Raw genomic sequence first — 17936 nt, 5'->3', positions numbered from 1 at the left:
GTGGCTGTACCGGCCTCTTCGCGGGGCAAGCCCGCTCCCACAGGTACCCCGCAATGCCCGAGGTTTGTGCGGCCAACCTGTGGGAGCGGGCTTGCCCCGCGAAGAGGCCGGTACAGCCAGCACATCATTTAGCTTCGACAAGGATTCCCATGCCCACCCCGGTCCTCATCGCCATCGACGCCTCCCCCGCATCCTTCGCCCTGCTCACCCTCGCCCGCCGCTACTGCCGCCCCGATGAACACGAGCTGCATGTGCTGCTGGCCATCGACAGCACTTTCGCCGTGCACGAGCAACCCGCGCCCTACACCACCGAAGAACTGGAGGAATACCCCGCCGCCTGCGAGGAGCAGCAACATGCCGACCACGCCGTAGCCAAGGCCGTGCGCGAGTTGCAGGACGCCGGCTTCACCAGCCAGGGCTGCATGGTGGCCGGGCAGCCGGTCGAGGCCATCGTCAGCAAGGCGCAAAATCTGCGTTGCGAACTGATCATCATGGGTCATCGCCACCTGTCACGATTGGGGCGGTTGCTGGATCCTTCGATCAGCGCGAAGGTGATTGATCGTGTTGAGGTTCCAGTAATGGTGGGCATGGCAAACCAACATTGATGTGCCGGTGCTACAGCTACTCAGTACCTGACAAAACAGCCAGTAGTCAGCATTGGCCTATTGAATCAGCATACAAGCATCAGCCACCCAACCAACCAAGGTGAATGCTCGTGGCAAACCATTACCAGGAAACAGCGCAGGGATCCGAACCTCCACACCGCCAGCACTTTACCTATTCCGCCTATGGTCTAAGGAGCCCTCACAAGCATCTGGTCAGCTTACTCGGTTTCAACGGAGAGCTCGCAGATTCAATAGCGGGCTATTATTTATTGGGTAACGGGTATAGAGCATTCAATTCGAAGCTAATGCGTTTCAATAGCCCGGACAGTTGGAGCCCATTCGGTGAAAGTGGTCCAAATGCCTATGTTTATTGTGGTGGTGACCCAGTAAACAATAGCGATCCGACCGGACACATCGGCTTTTGGACGAAGATACTTAACGCGATTAGAGGCCAGAAAAAACGCCGAGTCGTTTCAAGCGCCAATCCGGCCTACGGCATAATGGCCCCACGATCAGCCCCCCAATCACCACAATCAGACCGCGCAACGCCCACATCTGACATAAGCGATCCAGAAAATCTATATATGTCTATTCAATCTAACTTACACCACCCCAGCAACAGCGTACGTGTACGTAACCGCACTGAAGAACCTATCTATGCTTCTCTGAACTTCGAGGTGCAACAACCCAACAGCAACGTACGTTTGATCAGGGCTATCCAGTTCCCCCACTACAAGATTGTTACCAGCATGGATAGATTAGGCATTATAACGACCCGACATCAAGACAACGTATCGAACGTTGAGTTGCAGGGCCGCATAAGAGGAGGGTAACTGCAATAATCACCCTTCACTCGGCTTCACCACCACCGTACACGTCGTCCCCGCCGCCAGCAAAAACCCTTCCGGCACTTCATCGATGTGGATCCGCACCGGCACGCGCTGCGCCAACCGCACCCAGTTGAAGGTCGGGTTCACATCGGCGATCAGCTCGCGGCTCTGGGGGTTGTCGCGGTCATAAATACCGCGGGCAATGCTCTCTACGTGGCCTTTGATGCGCTCGCCGCTCATCATCTGCAGCTCAGCCTGGTCCCCCACTTTCACGTGCGGCAGCTTGGTCTCTTCGAAGAAGCCATAAACCCAGAACGAGTTCTCGTCGACTACCGCCATCACCGGCTCACCGGTGCGGGCATAGTCGCCCTTGTGGATGTTCAGGTTGGTCACGTAACCGTCCACCGTGGCCACGATATGCGTGCGCTTGAGGTTCAGCTCGGCGGCCGCCAGTTCGGCCAGGGCCTGTTGATAATCCGCCTGGGCCGAGTTGGCGATGTTGCTGGCGTCGTCGCGGTTTTCCTTGGAGATCACCAGGTTGTCCATGTCGGCGCGGCGCTTGGCGTTGACCTTGCGCATTTCCCAGGTGGCCTTGCGCGAGGCAACCAGCGCCTTGGCCTGGTCGACGGCCATCTGGTAGTGCTCAGGGTCGATCTGGATCAACAGGTCGCCCTTCTTCACCCGCTGGTTGTCCTTGACCGGTACACCCACCACGTAGCCGGGCACGTCGGCAGCGACGTTGATGATGTCGGCACGCACACGCCCGTCGCGGGTCCAGGGCGTGGTCATGTAGTGCAGCCACAACTGGCGGCCGATCGCCACGGCGGCCACCAGCACCAGCAGGGTGGCGATCAGGCTGAAGAACTTTTTCATCGAAGGTTTCTCACCAGTAGACAGACAGCGCGAGGGCGCCGAAAAGGCAGACGAACAGGCTCAGGCGCAGCAGCGCCGGGTGCCAGAAAAAGCGGTAGCCGTCATGGCTGGCGATGAAGCGGTCCAGGCCCCAGGCCAGGCCCAGGGCGAACAGGAACATCAAGGTCATAGTGGGCATGTACACGCCATGGAAGGCGATTTCACGGGGCATGATTTCACGGGGCATGGTGCAGTCCTTTCGCCGGTGCCAGCGGCGACTGTGGGTCCAGCAGGGAAGAACGGATGAAGTGCAGGTAGCTTTGCGCGCGGCGTAGCACCGAGGTGTCGAAGTGCCGGGCGAAGGGCTCGTCGGTAGCCTGCACGCGGCTGATGGCATGGTCCACCGCCACCAGTGCGCGCTCGTGGTTGCTGGCGCTGGGCTGCAGGAACAAACGCGCCAGGGCGCGGCCCATGACGCGGATGGCCTGGCGCCATGGCTGCGACTCGGCGTAGGCCGGGTGGATCGGGGCGCGGGCCTGTTCCTTGCGCAGCTCGATGATGGCGTGGCCGATTTCCAGCACGGTGAACATCCAGCCCATCAGCTCGCTCTGCACCTTCGGCTTGCCGGCAGCCAGGCCATAGGCTTGGTGCAGCAGGTCGCGGGTGCGGCTCTCGAAGGCTGAACCCAGGCCACGCAAGCGGCCACTGATGGCGAACAGCACCTGTTCACGCAGTTCCTGCTCCAGCCGGCTCCACAGCCAGCGGCTGTTGGGTGGCAGGATGATCGCCCCGGCCGCCGCGCAGACGAACATACCGATGACCATGCCGATGTAGTCGTTGATGAAGGTGTAAGGGTCGTAGACGGTCAGGTTGTTGGGCACCGAACCGATGGCGAAAAACACCAGCAAACCGATGCCGTAACCGGCGTAAGCCGGCCGCGAAGACAGGAACGCCCCCAGCACGAAGACCGGTGCCAGGACCATGCACAGCAGCGGGAATCCGTCGATCCAGGGGAACACGAAGAAGGTTTCGAAGAACCCGACGAAGGCCCCGATCGCCGTGCCACAGGCCATCTGGAATGACATGCGCTTAGGGTTGGGCGAGGCCGCCGACAGGCCCACGGTGACCGTGGCGATCAGCGTCATCATGGCGCCGCTGGGCCAGTCGCTGAGCAACCAGTAACTGCCCAGCAGCAACAGCACCGCCGAGGCGCGCACGCCAGCAGCCAACGACACCAGCCAGCTGGTCTGCGCCACATAGGGCTCGTCCCACTGCTCGCGCTCGTGCTTGTGCACGGCCAGCGAGGCATGGGTCTCGGCATAGCTGAACATTTCGTCGACAAAGCGATACAGCAGCTCGAAGGCAGTGTGGAAGTCGAGCAGGTCGGACTCGCTGGGGTTGGTTTGCTGGTACTCGGCGCGCAAGCCACGCACCTGGGCTTGCAGGCCCTCTTTGTAGGCGGCCAGCTCAAGCGTCAGGCGCAGCGCGTCGGAGTCGGTCAAGGCGCGGCCCACGTAGGGCTGAAGCAGTTCGACCAAGGTGTCCAGGCCCGGCTCGATGGCGCTGACGATCTGCAGCGGGCCACGGGCGCGCAGGCGTTCAAGCAGCCGATGCAGGGCATTGAAGCGCGTGGTGATGGCCATGAACTCGCTGTTCATGCGCACCAACCGGCCACTGCGCCTGCGCATGTGCGGGTCTTCGAAGGCGGTGACGTTACGCAGGCTTTCCAGGCCCACAGCCTCGGCGATGAAGCGCACGTTGCTGCTTTCAAAACGGTCGCGCTGGCTATCACCGCGCAGGGCTTCGACCACCACGCCGGCGAACACACCAAAGCGCTGGTAGAGGGCGTTACGCATGGCGGCGCTGGCCGACTGCGGCAGGATCGCGGCGCTGACGAACGTTGAAACCAAAATCCCCAGGGCGATTTCCAGCACCCGCCACACGGCCGCCATAAAGGCTTGGTCGGGGTGCTCCAGCACCGGCAAGCCGATCATCGCCGCGGTGTAGCCGGCCAGCACGAAGCCATAGGCGCGGAAGGTGCGGTAGCGCATCGCGCCTGCCGAACACAGGCCGACCCACAGGGCCAGGCTGGGCAGGAACAGCTCGGTGTTCTGCGGGAAAATGGCGATCAGCGCGACCATCATCGCCGAGCCTGCCAGGGTGCCGAGCACCCGGTAGAAACTCTTGGCGAACACGTGGCCGCTTTGCGGCTGCATGACGATGAACACGGTGATCATCGCCGTGCGCGGCTGCGGCAGTTCCAGGCGCATGGCCAGCCACAGGGTGATGAAGGCGGCGGCCAGCACCTTGAAGATGTAGACCCAGGTCACGCCATCGGTGCGCGCCCAGGCAAAGAAGCCCCGGCGCCACTCCAGGCTCTGCAGCCAGCGCACGGGCAGGCTTGAGGTGCTCATTCGGCGTTATCCGGCTGCTTGTCGAAAATGGCCAGGGTGGCCGGGGTTTTCGGTGCGGCCTGGCGCTCTTGCTCCGGCACGTCCTTGCCCGCTTGCAGGCCACCCCCAAGGGCGGTGACCAGCTCGGCATGGGCGATCAGGCGGGCGGCCTGCACCTGCTGCTGTACCTGCTGCTGACGGAACAGCAAGGTCTGCGCGTTGAGCACGTTGAGGTAGTCGGTCAGGCCACGCTGGAAGGCGACCATGGCGATGTCGTAGGTCTTCTGCGCGGCGGCGACCGATTCGGCGGCAAAGTGCGATTGCTCTTTCATCGACTCGCGGCGGATCAACTGATCGGAGATGTTCTTCAACGCACCGACCACGGCCTGGTTGTAGCGCGCGACGGCCATGTCATAGCCCGCTGAAGCGACGCCCAGTTGCGAGCGCAGGCGGCCGCCGTCGAAGACCGGCAGGCTGATTGCCGGGCCGACGTTGTAGTTGAACTTGCGCCCGGTGAGAAACTCCAGCGGGCCGCCGCCCGTGGCCATGAAACCGAGGCTGCCGACCAAGTCGACATTGGGGAAGAAGCCGGCATGCGCGACGTCGATGCCACGGGCTTGCGCGGCCACCTGCCAACGGCTGGCGACCACGTCCGGGCGCTGGCCGACCAGCTCGGCGGGCAGCGCCGACGGCAGCGTGAGCGGGGCGCCGAGGGTCAGGGTCGGGCGCTGGATCTGCGCGCCCTCCCCTGGCCCCTTGCCGGCCAACGCAGCAAGCTGGTTGCGGGTCAGGGCGATCTCTTCGTCAAGGCTGTCGAGCTGACGATGGGTTTCGGGCAGCGGCGCTTCGGCCTGGCTGACTTCGAAATGGGTGCCGATGCCAGCGTCCAGCCGACGCTTGGCCAGGGCCAGGATCTGCTCCTGCTGCTCCAGTTCAGCCTTGACGATATCGCGCTGGGCGAAGTGCAGGCTTAGCTGGATATAGGCACGCACCACGTTGTTCTGCAGCTCGAGCTGCGCCTGGCGGGCCTCGGCCACACTCATGTGCGCTTGGTCCACAGCCTGCTCGCTGGCATTGCGCTCGCGGCCCCAGAGGTCTAGGGCATAGCTGAAACCGATGGCGGCGTTGTTGTCCCAGGTATTGGCGCCCGACAGCGCACCAGGCCCGTAGAACTGATCCTCGGGCCAGTTGTGGCGCTTGAGTGTGGCCTGGCCATTGGCTTGCAGCTTTTCTGCCGACTCGACCACACCGGCCATGGCCTTGGCCTCGCGCACCCGCGCCAGGGCCATGGCCAGGTTCGGGCTGCCCTCGACGGCCAATGCGACCCAGCGGTTCAGCTGGGGGTCGCGATAGGCCTGCCACCACTGCTGGTCGGGCCAGTGCGCGTCGGTGGCCGCTTCGCGTATCGCCGCGTCGGTGGTCAGGGTATTGGCGTGTAATGTCTTGCTTTGCGGGGCAATGCCCCAGGTTCCGATACAGCCGCTCAAGGTGAGGGTAAGGGCACAGGCACTGAACACTTGAAGCGTTCTGATGATGCGACGCGGCACAGCTGCGATTTCCCGAGGAAGAGGTGGAGGGGCCGGGCAATTCTAGGGGGCGGCAGGACTGGCGATAAGCGCATATTCCTGCGAATCTTTGTTACCAAACGCGCGATAATCAGCCTTTGGTCGAAGGCATCTTTTAATAACTTCGTCGTTACTTCGTGACACAATTTTGTCCTCTACCTTGAGAGTGACCCATGGACACCCTGCAAAATATGCGTGCTTTCAGTTGCGTAGCCCAGCTTGGCAGCTTCACGGCTGCCGCGGCGCAACTGGATACGACCACCGCGAACGTGTCGCGGGCGGTCTCCAATCTGGAAGCCCATCTGCAAACTCGGCTGCTCAACCGTACTACCCGCCGCATCGCGCTGACCGAGGCCGGCAAGCGCTACCTGATGCGCTGCGAACAGATTCTTACCTACGTTGAAGAAGCCGAGGCCGAGGCCAGCGACGCCCATGCCCGCCCGGCCGGGCAATTGAAGGTTCACTCCATGACCGGGGTGGGCCAACACTTCGTGGTCGATGCCATCGCCCGCTACCGCGAATCGCACCCGGACGTGACCTTCGACCTGACCATGGCCAACCGGGTGCCGGACCTGCTCGACGAGGGCTACGACGTGTCCATCGTGCTGGCCACCGAGCTGCCGGACTCGGGCTTCGTGTCGCAGCGCTTGGGGATCACCTACAGCATCGTCTGCGCCTCGCCCGACTACATCGTGCGCAACGGCATCGCACACAAGCCTGCCGACCTGCTCAAGCACGCCTGCCTGCGCATGGTCAGCCCGGTGATCCCGCTGGAGAAGTGGCTGTTCGACGGCCCGGAAGGCCAGGAAATGGTCAACATCACCAGCTCGCCGTTCCAGGTGAACACCGCCGACGCCATGAAAACCGCGATCCGCAGTGGCATGGGCGTGGGCGTGCTGCCGATCTATTCGGCCATCGACGGGCTGCGTGACGGCAGCCTGGTGCGGGTGCTGCCCGAGTATCGGCTGCAAGAGCTGAACCTGTACGCCATCTACCCGTCGCGCCAGTACCTGGATGCCAAGATCAAGACCTGGGTCGAGTACCTGCGCAACTCGCTGCCGGAAATTCTGGCAGCGCATGAGGCAGACCTGAAAACCCATCAGGTGCAGATCGCCAACTGAGAAACATGCTGCATTGAGGGGAGGAGCAATGGTAGGTTGCTAACCATTGCTTCCAGCGCCAGGACCATGGGAGGGCGATGCCCTCCATTCGCAGCACAAGGCTGCTCCTACACCGACTTTTGTAGGAGCAGCCTTGTGCTGCGAATGACCGCAACGCGGTCAACTGCCTGGCAGTCCACCCTAGCCTTGCAGAGAGTTGCCGATGAAAAAGACCGTCCTGGCCTTCAGCCGCATCACCCCGGCCATGGCCGAGCGCCTGCAACAAGACTTCAACGTGATCCTGCCGAACCCCAAGCTCGGCGACATCAACGCCCAGTTCAACGAAGCCCTGCCCGAGGCCCACGGCCTGATTGGCGTCGGCCGCAAGCTTGGCCGTGCGCAACTCGAAGGCGCGGCCAAGCTTGAAGTGGTGTCCAGCGTCTCGGTCGGCTACGACAACTATGACGTCGACTACTTCAATGAACGCGGCATCGCCCTGACCAACACTCCCGACGTACTCACCGAAAGCACCGCAGACCTGGGCTTCTCGCTGATCATGGGCTGCGCCCGGCGCACGGCCGAGCTGGATGCCTGGACCAAGGCCGGCCAGTGGCAAGCCACCGTCGGCCCGGCGCACTTCGGCAGCGATGTGCACGGCAAGACCTTGGGCATCGTCGGCATGGGCAACATCGGCGCCGCCGTTGCCCGCCGCGGCCGGTTCGGGTTCAACATGCCAGTCATCTATACCGGCAACAGCCGCAAGACCGCACTGGAGCAAGAGCTGGGGGCGCAGTTCCGCAGCCTGGAGCAACTGCTGGCCGAAGCCGATTTCGTCTGCATCGTGGTGCCGTTGTTGGACGCCACCCGCAAGCTGATCGGTGCACCGGAGCTGAAGCGGATGAAGCCAAGCGCCTTCCTCATCAACATCGCCCGCGGCCCGGTGGTCGACGAAGCAGCGCTGATCGAAGCCTTGCAGGCCGGCACTATTCGCGGTGCCGGCCTGGATGTGTACGAGAAGGAACCGCTGAGCGATTCTCCACTGTTCAAACTGCCCAACGCCCTGACCCTGCCGCACATCGGCTCGGCCACCGCAGAAACCCGCGAGGCCATGGCCAACCGGGCGATGGACAACCTGCGTGCGGCGCTGCTGGGCGAGCGGCCGCAGGATTTGGTGAACCCGCAGGTGTGGAAGCATTGAGCGTTTTCAACTGACTTTATCGCGCCATTCGCAAAGCTGCTGGCGAATGGCGCACTCCCTCTGCACACACCCCTTGCAATAAGCGAGCAATCTGAAACAACTCGCTTATTGGCCCATTGCCAACGCTACGTACCTATCATTTTTGCTAGGTGACACCCGCTACACCTCAGATTAACAATGCAGAAGAACACTACCTTCATTGCTATTCTGAGGACTACCAAAATGGAAAAGACCGACCCGATTCTTCAAGACATCCAATTTGATGACGTTGTAGATATCCCGGGACCTGAAGAAAACCTCATCAAGACCGCCAAAATGGCAGAGTTTTTAAATATAACCATCCCCGAAACAAGCGAATGGCCTGTACCCTCCGTTTTTTACATTACGCACAGCAGCGAGTCCCCGGAACTGCCAATCCTTACACGAGACTTCCATACACCGCTTCCAGAGGAACTAAACTTCCAACTTCCTTCGAATCGATTCAAAAAGAGCCAGAAACAATCCCTTCGTTACATATTAAAATCAAAAAGAGACGATAATGAATGGGATGTCACAACCTCTTTCACCGTCGACTTAAAAAAACCCATCCAAGCGCCCCCCTTGGTAATGGATACCACAGCATTCAACCTCACCTACTTCGACAACCATGACAGCTTAGATTTTACAGCCCCACCTTTCACCTATAACAGAGTTGGAGACCACTGCATTGTTACTATAATCGGACCCAAGAAGACTAGCGTGACGTTGCCGACACCTCCACGCGCGGAAGAGGGTGACCCCATCACAGGTAAAATACCTAAAGATACATTCTTCATTGATGGCAAACCCATTTATGGCGAGTATACGGTTATGTATACGGCCCTCTCACGCGCAGGTAACGATTCCAGCGATACAAAGGCCGTCACTGTCACATTCAGCGCATCGTGAAATGCGTACCGGGTGGTATTTCACCCACCGATACTTCAGCATCACGGCCTGAGTAAGGGGACTGTAGAAATGCGTGTGGCTTTGAGTTTGCGAAATACCAGTACATTCCCCCCCATTACCAGCATCACCCCCAACAGCGCCGGCGCCGTCCATTGATAGCCTTCGACAAACGCCGACACGTTTAAGGCCACCAGCGGGAACAGCACCGTACAGTAGGCTGCCCGCTCCGGCCCCATGCGCCCAACCAGGGTTAGGTAGGCGGTGAAACCAATCACCGAGCCCGGGATGACCAGGTACATCAGCGAGCCGATGTACCTGGTGTTCCATTCCATGGCGAAGGGAATTCCGCTGAACAGGCAATAAACCGTCAGCATCGCCGCGCCATAGACCATGCCCCAGGCATTGGTGGTCATGGGCTTGAGCCCTGCTTTCTGCTGCATGCTCGACAGCATGTTGCCGGCCGAGAAGCACAGCGTGCCGAGCAAAGCCAGGCCAAGGCCGTACAGGGTTTCGCGGCTGGCGGCATGGTGGGACAGTTCGGGCCAGAACAGCAGGCCCAGGCCCAGCAGCCCCAGTGCTCCGCCACCCAGCACGTTGGCAGCGATCTTCTGGCCAAAGAACACCCGGGCGTTGAGTGCGTTCCACAGGGTCGCGGTGGAGAACACCACGGCGATCAGGCCGCTGGCGATCCACTGGCTGGCGGTGAGGAAGCACATGAAGTTGACGCAGAACAGGCACAGGCCTTGGGCCAGGCAAATCAGGTGGCCGCGGCGGTTCATGGGTTGCAGGCGGCGGGTGAGCAACAGGATGGCGAACAGGATCAGGCCGGCCAAAGCGAAGCGGTAGACGATGGACACCGGGATGGCGACCACGCCCAGTTGCAGTTTCAGGGCGATCCAGGTGGTGCCCCAGATCAGGACGGTGAGCAGGTACAGGGACAGGTTCACAGGTGGGGCCTCCTCAGGCGTTCGACCATACAACCTGGGGCCGCCTTGCGGCCCATCGCAGGCAAGCCAGCTCCTACAGGAAAACGGCGCCGTACCTGTAGCGAACGAGGGCGCAGCCCTCGCCAGGGCCCCCAGTGTTCCCCCTGGCCACTGCCCTGCGCTTGCACAAACTTGCGCTTTTCCAACCCAGGTAGCTGTCAGCGCAACGCAAGCGCAGTACGATGGCCCCAGAGGAATCGCCCATGACCCCACTCTCCCAGCTGCACGTCTTCAACGCCATGCACGCCTCGCCCCACGCCCGCCTGGAGCTGAGCGCGCACCTGGGCGACGGCTTGGCTGCGGCGCTGTGGCGCAACCGCGACGATGCCCGCGATTACCAGGCGCCCAGCCATCACACGCTGTCGTGCTACATCGCCGATGGCACTGGCACCTTCCGTCGCCAGCGCCCGGCCGACAAGGGCGCGCCGAACAAGCTGTGCATCATGCCGGCCGGCCATGAGTCGAACTGGGTGGTCAACGGCGCGATCCGCCTGGCGCACCTGTACGTCAGCGAGGCGCAGTTCGCCTTGGGTTGCGTGCGCCTGCTGGACCGTGAGCCGCGGGAATTGCAGCTGCAGGAGGCGACGTTCCTCGATGACCCGCTACAGTCGGCGCGCTTTCGCCAGTTGATCAACCTGGCCTGGGACGAGCCCGGCGAGCGCCTGTTGGCCAGCAGCCTGGCGCATGAAATCGTCGACCACGCAGTGCTCAGCCAGGTTGGGCTACGTCAGGGGCTGCGCCTGAAAGGCGGCTTGGCGCCGAACCTGCGTCGGCAGTTGGTGGAGTACATCGAGGCGCACCTGGACCAGCCCATCACCCTCGGTGAACTGGCCCTGCGCTGCAACCTTTCCGAGTACCACTTCGCGCGCATGTTCCGCACCAGTTTCGGCTTGCCGCCACACCAGTACCTGCTGGCACGACGGCTGCACCGTGCTTGCCAGTTGCTGCGCTTGGGTCACCTGCCGCTGGGAGAGGTGGCGTTGCTGTGCGGGTTTGCCAGTGCCAGCCATTTCAGCAACCGCTTCCGCCAGGCACTCGGAGCGACGCCTGGCGACTATCGCACAGCCTTCAGCCCTTAGAACTCGAAGGTGCTGGACAGGCTCACCTGCCGCGCATCGCCAACTGCGACAAAGTACTGGTTCACCGCCGAGCTGTAGTAAACCTTGTCGAACAGGTTCTTCACGTTCAACTGCAGGCGCACGTTGTGTTCGTCGAGCTGGGTCTCGTACGTGGCAAACGCATCAGCAACGGTATAGCTGGGCAGGTCGAAAGTGTTGGTCGAGTTGCCCGAACGCTCGCCCACATAACGGGCCCCAGCACCAAAGCGCAGCCGGTCGCCACCGAACACGCGGCCAAAGTCATACACCGCCGAAAGCGAGCCACTGTGCTTGGCCACGTTCTGCAGGCGGTTGCCTTCAAGGTCCGGGTCTTTGGTGACCTTGGCATCGGTAAAGGCATAACTGCCGATCAGGCTCCAGCGCTCGCTGAGCTGCCCAGTCAGGTCAAGCTCCACACCGCGTGAATTGACCTCGCCAGCATTGCTGTAGACCGTCTCGCCGGTACCCGTGTCGAAGTTGGCGACCAGCACATTGCGCTTGGTGATGTCGAACAGCGCCAAGGTGCCGGTCAGGCTGCCTGGCATGTCGAGCTTGGCCCCCAGCTCCCACGATTTACCCTCTTCGGGCGCTACCGACGCATCCAGCACCACCCCGCCGGTCAACGGCGCAATGCTGGAGTTGGGCTTGAACGACTCGCTGTAGCTGCCATAGAACGACAGCTGGTCATCGACCTTGTAGACGATGCCGGCATGCGGCACCCAGGCCTGGCCGCTAGTGTCGGTATTGGCTTTGAACGGGCGACCGCGGCCGGCGTATTGGTCGAACTGCTGGAAGCGCGCACCGGCCACCAGTATCCAGTGCTCGTCCAGGTGCAGGGCGTCCTGCACGAACAGCGCGTCGGTGCGCAGTTTGTCGGTCTGGTCGCTGTCGCTGGCGCGCACGCTGCTGCCCTCCACTTCCTGGCCGTAGACCGGGTTTTCATAGCTGAAGGTAGACTGCGCCGTCTGGCGGATCAGGTCGCCACGAAACACCTTGCGGTCTTCGTGATCGAGGCCGAACAACAGGTCATGCTGCAGGCCGCCCAGCTCGACATTGCCCGCAAGGCTCAGGGTGGCGAACTGGTCGCGGCTCATGGCGTTGTGCGTACCGTCGATGCTGCGCGTCAGCGTGCCCGTGGCTTCGTTGACGCCCGTCACGCGGACCTGGCTGGCGTCGTAGGTCTCGCGGTTGAAGCTGTAGCCGAAGTGCAGCTTCCAATCGTCGGCCAATTGGTGGTCGACCTCCAGGCGATACAGGTCAGAGCGCCCTTCCATGTCGTTGAATGGCTCATCCAGGCGACGCGTGGCCGGAATGTCCAAGGGGTGGCCGTTGCTGCCAAAGGCCGTGCCGCGGTCGAACGGGTAAAGAAACTCACGGTGCTCGTACGCCACCACCACCTGGGTGTCCTCGCCCCGCCAGGCCAGCGACGGCGCTACCAGCGATTCGCGGTGCACACCGAAGTTGCGCCAGTAGTCCTCATCTTCGTGGTCGACGATCAGGCGGTAGGCGAAGTTGCTGTCGCCGAGTGCGCCGGTGCTGTCGAAACCACCACCGCTGCCATTTTTGCCGCTGCCGTAGGTCGAGCCACGCACCGTCAGGGCGTTGTACTGCTGCAGTTGCGGGCGCTTGCTGACCACGTTGATGACCCCGCCTGGGTCCTGGATGCCATACAGCAGCGAGGCCGGGCCCTTGAGCACTTCGACCCGCTCGGTGCTGGCATTGAGGCTGCGGCCCTGCACGATGGGCATGCCGTCACGCATGATCGAACCGTCGCGGTTGTCGCCAAAGCCGCGCTTCATCACGGTGTCGGAGGTGCCGCCAAAGTTGTTGCCCTGGGTAATGCCGCTGACGTTGGTCAAGGCATCATCGAGGTTGCGCGGGGCCTGGTCGCGAATGACCTGGGCCGGGACCACGTTGATGGCCTGGGGGATGTCCTGGGTCGGGCCCTGGCCACGCATGATCGAGGCCGTGGCCGGGGGCTGATAGCTGTAGGCGTCCATCTGCGAGGTCACGGTGGTGGCCTGCAGGTTGAGTGCACCGTCGCTGCTCAAGGCTTCGAGGGTGAAGGTGCGGGCATCGACGCGGCGCCAGGCCAGGCCGGAAGTGCCCAGCAATTGCTGCAGCGCCTGCTCTGCGCTGAAGGTGCCGTTGAGGGCAGGTGCCTGCAGGCCAGCAAGCTCGAGGGTGTACACCACGCTCTGGCCGGTGGCTCGGCTGAAGGCATTGAGCGCCTGGGCCAAAGGTTGGCTCGGCTGGGCAAACGTGTACGCCTGTACTTGCTCGGCTGCCCCGGCCAACGGTGCGATGGCGATGACCGGGCACACCGAAAGGCCGAGCCAGAGGGGGACGCAACGCGGGGTGAACTTCATGGACGCTGACCTGTAAGTGGGTGTTGATTGCGAATGAATCGCACTTCCACTCATTACACGGATGCCACGTCCTGTTACCTCATCCGTTAATTGAATTTTTTTCCTGGGCCGGCCTCTTCGCGGGCAAGTCGGACCGCCGCACCGCCGCTCCCACAGGTTCTGGTACAGGTGCCTAACGGATAATCGTCAAACGCCCCAAGACGGTCTGGCGCGAAAAGCCCATCACATTGCCAAGTGAATCGAGCGCTGCTAAAGGCGCTTGCACCGGGAAACTGCCACTGACCTTGCGCTGCCCCAACTCACCCCCCAGCAGCAGGATGCGCCCCGGGTAGTAGCGCCCGAGGTCTTCGACCACCTGCGCCAGCGGCACTTGGTAGTAATTCAGCCAGCCCTGGCGCCAAGCCAGGCGGCTCTCGCTGTCTACGCTCACGGTGCTGGCCGCATGGCCGTGTACGTAAGCCAGCTGCTGATTGGCCGTCAGTTCACGGGCGACCGCGCCTTGCCCCGGCGTCACCGCGACCCGCCCACTGCGCACCGTCACCTGCGCGCCATCCCCCTGCTCACGCACCTCGAACTGGGTGCCCAGCACCCGCACCTCACCGCCTGCGGCAGCGACCAGAAACGGCTCACCGGTGTGGGTGACCTGGAAGAACGCCGCCCCGCGCAGCAGCCGCACACGGCGCTCGCCCTGGGCGAAGTCGACCGTGATTGCGCTGCCTGCATCTAGTGTCACCTGCGATTGATCGGCCAGGGTCACCTGGCGGACGTTGCCGGCGCTGCTGTAGTCGGCCTGCAGGTCCTGCAGCCAGTAGTCAGGGTGCCAACCCCCCACGGTGCCAACCGCCAGCACCAGGCAGGCTGCAACCGCCAAGGCGGCGACGCGTTGGCGCCAACGGCCTCGGGCAGGCGCCTTGGCCATGGCATCCAGGTACTTTTGCAGGCCCTCGCGCTCTTCATCGGCCAACCGCGCCGCTGGCGCCGCGCTCATCTGCCACAGCGCCTGAGCCTGTGCGTACGCCTCTCGATGCCCAGGGTCGGCCAGCAACCAACGCTTGAACGCCGCACCTTGGGCTTGCTCAGGCTGTTCGTTGATGCGGCTCAGCCACTGCAGCGCGGCCTGTGACTGCGCGGCAGTGATCGGATTCGGACGGCTCATCGACGGGCGCTCCCTGGCCTGCGTAGGGTGGAAACGGGCTCGGCGACGCTCGCCTTGCACGCTTCGAGGGCGCGCATCATATGCTTTTCAACGGCGCTCTGGGACAGTTGCATGGCCGTGGCGATCTCGCTGTACGTGCAGCCGTGGATACGATTGAGCAGGAAGATCTGCCGCGTGCGATCGGGCAAGGCGCGCAACGCAGCCTCGATGCGTTGCAGGTCGTGATCGACCTCCAGGGCTTGCTCAGGTTCTGCAGCGCTGGACTGCTCATCCACGGCTTGCGTGGCTTCGGCCACACGCTCGCGGCTGCCTTCGCTGCGCAAGTGGTCGATGGCAAGGTTGCCGGCGCAGCGCAAAAGGTAGGTGTCCAGTGCTTCGACCTTGACCTCGGGGCGGCGCCAGAAGCGCAGGAACAACTCCTGGACCAGGTCCGATGCCGTGGCCCGGCAACCGACCCGGCGGCTGACCAATGCCTCCATGCGCGCACGCTGCGCCAGAAACACCTGCACGAAGCGCGCACGCCCGCCGGTGTTGTCAGCGTCTGGCTCGATCATGTCACCCGGCTCGCTCAAGGCGTCACACAGCAAGCACGGCCAACAGCGGGCCGAGCACCACGCTGACGGCGGCCAGGCCCAGCAACAGGCGGGGCTGGTACGGCAGGGCGAACACCCACAGGGTCACCCCCGCCATCAACACCGCTATCCATTCCACCAAGCCATGCGCCCACCCCCGAATGTGCACGCTGAGTACCAGCGACAGCACCAGCAGCAGCCAGCCACCGACGCGCAGCACACGCAACTGTTGCGCCTGTGGTTTGCGCCCAAGCAGCTCCTTGAAGTGTTTTTCCATGGCCAGGCACAGGGCGACGAAGCCCGCGAAGCCGATCAGCGCACTACCTAGCATCCGCTCACCTCGCCGCCCTCGACCGTCGGTTTTTGGGCCGCGCGTGAGGCGCGCTTGGTAACAGGCTTTGCCGGGCGCAGCATCTTACTGGCCGTCCAGGCGAGGAACACGCCGGTGGCCAGCGCCGTGAGGTCGAACCCGGCCATGGCCCAGTCGCCAGACCGCAATGACTGATCGAGGCCCTGGCCTGTGGTCAGGCCATTGAGCAGCGGCAGCAAGGCGAAGGCCAGCGCTCCCAGCGCCAGTTGCTCGCCCCAGGCGCGGCGCCCGGAACGCAGCACGGCATGCACCAGCGACAGTGCCCAGACCAGGAAGAACGTGTTGACCTCCCAATCGGCGCGGCCCTCGGCAGCCACAGGGATCAGCCGATTGGCCCAGAAGAACCCGGCCACCGCCAGCAGCAGGCCACTCATGCTGGCAATGTTGAGCACCTCGACCAAGCGCAATTCGCCGGGCATGTGCGCGCTCTTGGCATGCTTGAGCTGACGCTTGCCCAGCCACATCACCAACCCTGTGCCGATGACTGCTGTGCCGGCCACGCCGAAGACAAAGTACAACCAGCGCAGCCAGGGCCCGGCGAAATTGCCCATGTGCAGGCCGGCAAAACTGAAGGCCGTCATCATCGCCCCGCTCTCCGGTGCACCTTGGGTCAGCAGCGCGCCGCTGGCGCCATCGAAGGTCCAGTGGGTGCTGCGCCGGTAGGCGACGTTATCAGCCGAGGACTGGGTGAAGGTGACCCGGGCATTACGGTCACCGGGGTTTTGCAGCTGGATGAAACCGATGCGTGCACCCGGCGCCAATTCCTCGACTTTGGCGTACAGCGTCGGCAACGGCACCAGGGGCGTCGCGACGTTGGCAGCCTTGGGCGCATCGTCGCGGCCGAACAGCTCGTTGAAGTACTCGCCGGTATTGCCGCCATAGCTGGCCAGAATGCCGGCAGGCATCACCATGTACATGAACAGCACCAGGCTGCTGTAGCTGATCATCAGGTGGAACGGCAGCACCAGCACGCCGATTGCGTTGTGCCCATCCAGCCAGGAGCGCTGGCCTTTGCCAGGGCGGAAGGTGAAGAACTCCTTGAAGATCTTCTTGTGGGTGATGATCCCGGTAACCAAGCCCAGCAGCATGATGAAGGCACAGAACGTCGACAGCCAACGGCCGAACGGGTACGGCATCTCCAGCTGGAAGTGGAAGCGGTAGAAGAATTCGCCGCCACGGCTATCGCGCGCCTCGACCGGCTGGCCAGTCTGCGCATCGAGGCTTTTGCTGACAAAGCCGCGGCGCCCCGCCTCGGGGTCGCGCCAGCCCACGTTCAGCGCCGCCTCGCGCGCGTTGGGCAAGCGGATCATCCAGTTGCTGGCGTGCGCGGCGTTGGCCTCCAGGTAGCGCTGGGCCAAGCCCAGGCTGTTTACCGGGTCGAGCGCATGGCTGCGCACCTCGGGCTGGGTCCAGTGGTTGATCTCGTCCTTGAAGTACGAAAGCGTGCCAGTGAGGAAGATGGCGAACAGCAACCAGCCGAAGATCAGGCCGGTCCAGGTGTGCAACCAGGCCATGGCCTGGCGAAAGCCTTCTTTCATGGGTTTTTCATCCAGTAGGCAAAACCGCTGACCACGCCCAGCAGCACGCTTGGCAACAGCACGCCCCACCAGGCACGCCAGGCGCTACGGCAAGCGAAGCACCAGATGAACGCCAGCACGTAGAAGACGAACGACAACAGCAAGCCCGTGAGGGTCGCGTCGACCCGTGGCAAGGGCGCCAGCAGGGCGATGCTGACACTGGCCATGGATGCCAGCAGATAACCGCCCAGCGTTGCAGCCAGGCAGCGTGAGGCCACGGCCAGGCGGTAGCTGAGCGGGAGACCGGCGGCGTTGCGCTTCATGGCGGAGGTCCGGGCATTTTCGGGGCTGCAATAATAATGATTTCAATTCGCATAAGCAAAATATTGCCGCTGCTTA

The 17936-nt window shown here is 62.8% G+C and carries 16 protein-coding genes and 1 pseudogene; 6 read left to right on the top strand and 11 right to left on the bottom strand.

Annotated elements, in window-relative coordinates; translation table 11 throughout:
• Nucleotides 1-149 precede the first annotated feature (149 nt).
• Nucleotides 150-605, top strand: coding sequence for a universal stress protein (locus tag GIB19_RS25265; RefSeq protein ID WP_099430399.1), 456 nt, complete (start codon nt 150-152; stop codon nt 603-605).
• 218 nt (nt 606-823) lie between these two features.
• Nucleotides 824-1028: pseudogene (locus tag GIB19_RS25260) on the top strand (RHS repeat-associated core domain-containing protein); the annotation flags it as partial.
• Nucleotides 1029-1447: 419 nt separating this feature from the next.
• Here the strand turns inward: GIB19_RS25260 and GIB19_RS25255 are convergent.
• Genes GIB19_RS25255 through GIB19_RS25240 form a run of 4 tightly spaced genes read right to left on the bottom strand, consistent with a single transcriptional unit; the run spans nt 1448 to nt 6227 of the window.
• Complete coding sequence (locus GIB19_RS25255; protein ID WP_099430401.1) at nt 1448-2308, bottom strand: efflux RND transporter periplasmic adaptor subunit; 861 nt, start codon at nt 2306-2308, stop codon at nt 1448-1450.
• 10 nt (nt 2309-2318) lie between these two features.
• Entirely contained in the window at nt 2319-2519 is a 201-nt protein-coding gene (locus GIB19_RS25250) for a DUF1656 domain-containing protein (RefSeq protein WP_027595286.1), read from the bottom strand.
• A 4-nt stretch (nt 2520-2523) separates the two neighbouring features.
• Complete coding sequence (locus GIB19_RS25245) at nt 2524-4701, bottom strand: FUSC family protein (RefSeq protein ID WP_027595285.1); 2178 nt, start codon at nt 4699-4701, stop codon at nt 2524-2526.
• Nucleotides 4698-6227 (bottom strand): efflux transporter outer membrane subunit, encoded by a 1530-nt coding sequence (locus tag GIB19_RS25240; protein ID WP_085273963.1) that lies wholly within the window; start codon nt 6225-6227, stop codon nt 4698-4700. Before GIB19_RS25240 ends, GIB19_RS25245 begins: the two co-directional genes overlap by 4 nt.
• 191 nt (nt 6228-6418) lie before the next feature.
• Between GIB19_RS25240 and GIB19_RS25235 the strand changes: the two genes are divergently transcribed.
• From GIB19_RS25235 to GIB19_RS25225, 3 genes are all read left to right on the top strand, one after another.
• Nucleotides 6419-7366, top strand: a complete 948-nt coding sequence (locus GIB19_RS25235) for a LysR family transcriptional regulator (RefSeq protein ID WP_027595283.1) — start codon at nt 6419-6421, stop codon at nt 7364-7366.
• Between the two features lie 202 nt (nt 7367-7568).
• Complete coding sequence (locus GIB19_RS25230) at nt 7569-8543, top strand: 2-hydroxyacid dehydrogenase (RefSeq protein ID WP_274888460.1); 975 nt, start codon at nt 7569-7571, stop codon at nt 8541-8543.
• Nucleotides 8544-8765: 222 nt separating this feature from the next.
• Entirely contained in the window at nt 8766-9470 is a 705-nt protein-coding gene (locus GIB19_RS25225; protein WP_274888458.1) for a hypothetical protein, read from the top strand.
• 41 nt (nt 9471-9511) lie between these two features.
• On the opposite strand, the gene GIB19_RS25220 is transcribed toward GIB19_RS25225, so the two are convergent.
• Nucleotides 9512-10417: a DMT family transporter gene (locus tag GIB19_RS25220; RefSeq protein ID WP_274888457.1), complete on the bottom strand. Its 906-nt coding sequence runs from the start codon at nt 10415-10417 to the stop codon at nt 9512-9514.
• A gap of 242 nt (nt 10418-10659) precedes the next feature.
• On the opposite strand from GIB19_RS25220, the gene GIB19_RS25215 reads away from it, so the two are divergent.
• Nucleotides 10660-11535 (top strand): helix-turn-helix domain-containing protein, encoded by an 876-nt coding sequence (locus GIB19_RS25215; protein WP_099430405.1) that lies wholly within the window; start codon nt 10660-10662, stop codon nt 11533-11535.
• Here GIB19_RS25215 and GIB19_RS25210 read toward each other — a convergent pair.
• From GIB19_RS25210 to GIB19_RS25185, 6 genes are all read right to left on the bottom strand, one after another.
• Nucleotides 11532-13922: a TonB-dependent siderophore receptor gene (locus GIB19_RS25210; RefSeq protein WP_274888456.1), complete on the bottom strand. Its 2391-nt coding sequence runs from the start codon at nt 13920-13922 to the stop codon at nt 11532-11534. The genes GIB19_RS25215 and GIB19_RS25210 overlap by 4 nt on opposite strands.
• 172 nt (nt 13923-14094) lie before the next feature.
• On the bottom strand, nt 14095-15078 hold the full coding sequence (locus tag GIB19_RS25205; protein WP_274888455.1) for a FecR family protein: 984 nt from the start codon (nt 15076-15078) through the stop codon (nt 14095-14097).
• Complete coding sequence (locus tag GIB19_RS25200; RefSeq protein WP_085273957.1) at nt 15075-15632, bottom strand: RNA polymerase sigma factor; 558 nt, start codon at nt 15630-15632, stop codon at nt 15075-15077. Before GIB19_RS25200 ends, GIB19_RS25205 begins: the two co-directional genes overlap by 4 nt.
• A 22-nt stretch (nt 15633-15654) precedes the next feature.
• Nucleotides 15655-15981, bottom strand: a complete 327-nt coding sequence (locus GIB19_RS25195) for a DUF3325 domain-containing protein (RefSeq protein WP_274888454.1) — start codon at nt 15979-15981, stop codon at nt 15655-15657.
• Entirely contained in the window at nt 15975-17558 is a 1584-nt protein-coding gene (locus tag GIB19_RS25190) for a PepSY-associated TM helix domain-containing protein (protein WP_027595274.1), read from the bottom strand. Before GIB19_RS25190 ends, GIB19_RS25195 begins: the two co-directional genes overlap by 7 nt.
• Entirely contained in the window at nt 17555-17860 is a 306-nt protein-coding gene (locus GIB19_RS25185; RefSeq protein ID WP_027595273.1) for a DUF3649 domain-containing protein, read from the bottom strand. The genes GIB19_RS25190 and GIB19_RS25185 overlap by 4 nt, the downstream gene beginning before the upstream one ends.
• Between the last annotated feature and the right edge of the window lie 76 nt (nt 17861-17936).

It is taken from the genome of Pseudomonas sp. ITEM 17296 (assembly GCF_028895205.1).
Taxonomy (GTDB): domain Bacteria; phylum Pseudomonadota; class Gammaproteobacteria; order Pseudomonadales; family Pseudomonadaceae; genus Aquipseudomonas; species Aquipseudomonas kermanshahensis.
The sequence above is the reverse complement of the archived record's forward strand: the minus strand, read 5'-3'. Positions and strand labels throughout refer to the sequence as shown.

Bases quoted from the DNA above. Each gene is read 5' to 3' on its own strand.
- GIB19_RS25265 (WP_099430399.1), top strand. From the start codon at position 150: ATGCCCACCCCGGTCCTCATCGCCATCGACGCCTCCCCCGCATCCTTC.
- GIB19_RS25255 (WP_099430401.1), bottom strand. From the start codon at position 2,308: ATGAAAAAGTTCTTCAGCCTGATCGCCACCCTGCTGGTGCTGGTGGCC.
- GIB19_RS25250 (WP_027595286.1), bottom strand. From the start codon at position 2,519: ATGCCCCGTGAAATCGCCTTCCATGGCGTGTACATGCCCACTATGACC.
- GIB19_RS25245 (WP_027595285.1), bottom strand. From the start codon at position 4,701: ATGAGCACCTCAAGCCTGCCCGTGCGCTGGCTGCAGAGCCTGGAGTGG.
- GIB19_RS25235 (WP_027595283.1), top strand. From the start codon at position 6,419: ATGGACACCCTGCAAAATATGCGTGCTTTCAGTTGCGTAGCCCAGCTT.
- GIB19_RS25230 (WP_274888460.1), top strand. From the start codon at position 7,569: ATGAAAAAGACCGTCCTGGCCTTCAGCCGCATCACCCCGGCCATGGCC.
- GIB19_RS25225 (WP_274888458.1), top strand. From the start codon at position 8,766: ATGGAAAAGACCGACCCGATTCTTCAAGACATCCAATTTGATGACGTT.
- GIB19_RS25215 (WP_099430405.1), top strand. From the start codon at position 10,660: ATGACCCCACTCTCCCAGCTGCACGTCTTCAACGCCATGCACGCCTCG.
- GIB19_RS25210 (WP_274888456.1), bottom strand. From the start codon at position 13,922: ATGAAGTTCACCCCGCGTTGCGTCCCCCTCTGGCTCGGCCTTTCGGTG.
- GIB19_RS25205 (WP_274888455.1), bottom strand. From the start codon at position 15,078: ATGAGCCGTCCGAATCCGATCACTGCCGCGCAGTCACAGGCCGCGCTG.
- GIB19_RS25200 (WP_085273957.1), bottom strand. From the start codon at position 15,632: ATGATCGAGCCAGACGCTGACAACACCGGCGGGCGTGCGCGCTTCGTG.
- GIB19_RS25195 (WP_274888454.1), bottom strand. From the start codon at position 15,981: ATGCTAGGTAGTGCGCTGATCGGCTTCGCGGGCTTCGTCGCCCTGTGC.
- GIB19_RS25190 (WP_027595274.1), bottom strand. From the start codon at position 17,558: ATGAAAGAAGGCTTTCGCCAGGCCATGGCCTGGTTGCACACCTGGACC.
- GIB19_RS25185 (WP_027595273.1), bottom strand. From the start codon at position 17,860: ATGAAGCGCAACGCCGCCGGTCTCCCGCTCAGCTACCGCCTGGCCGTG.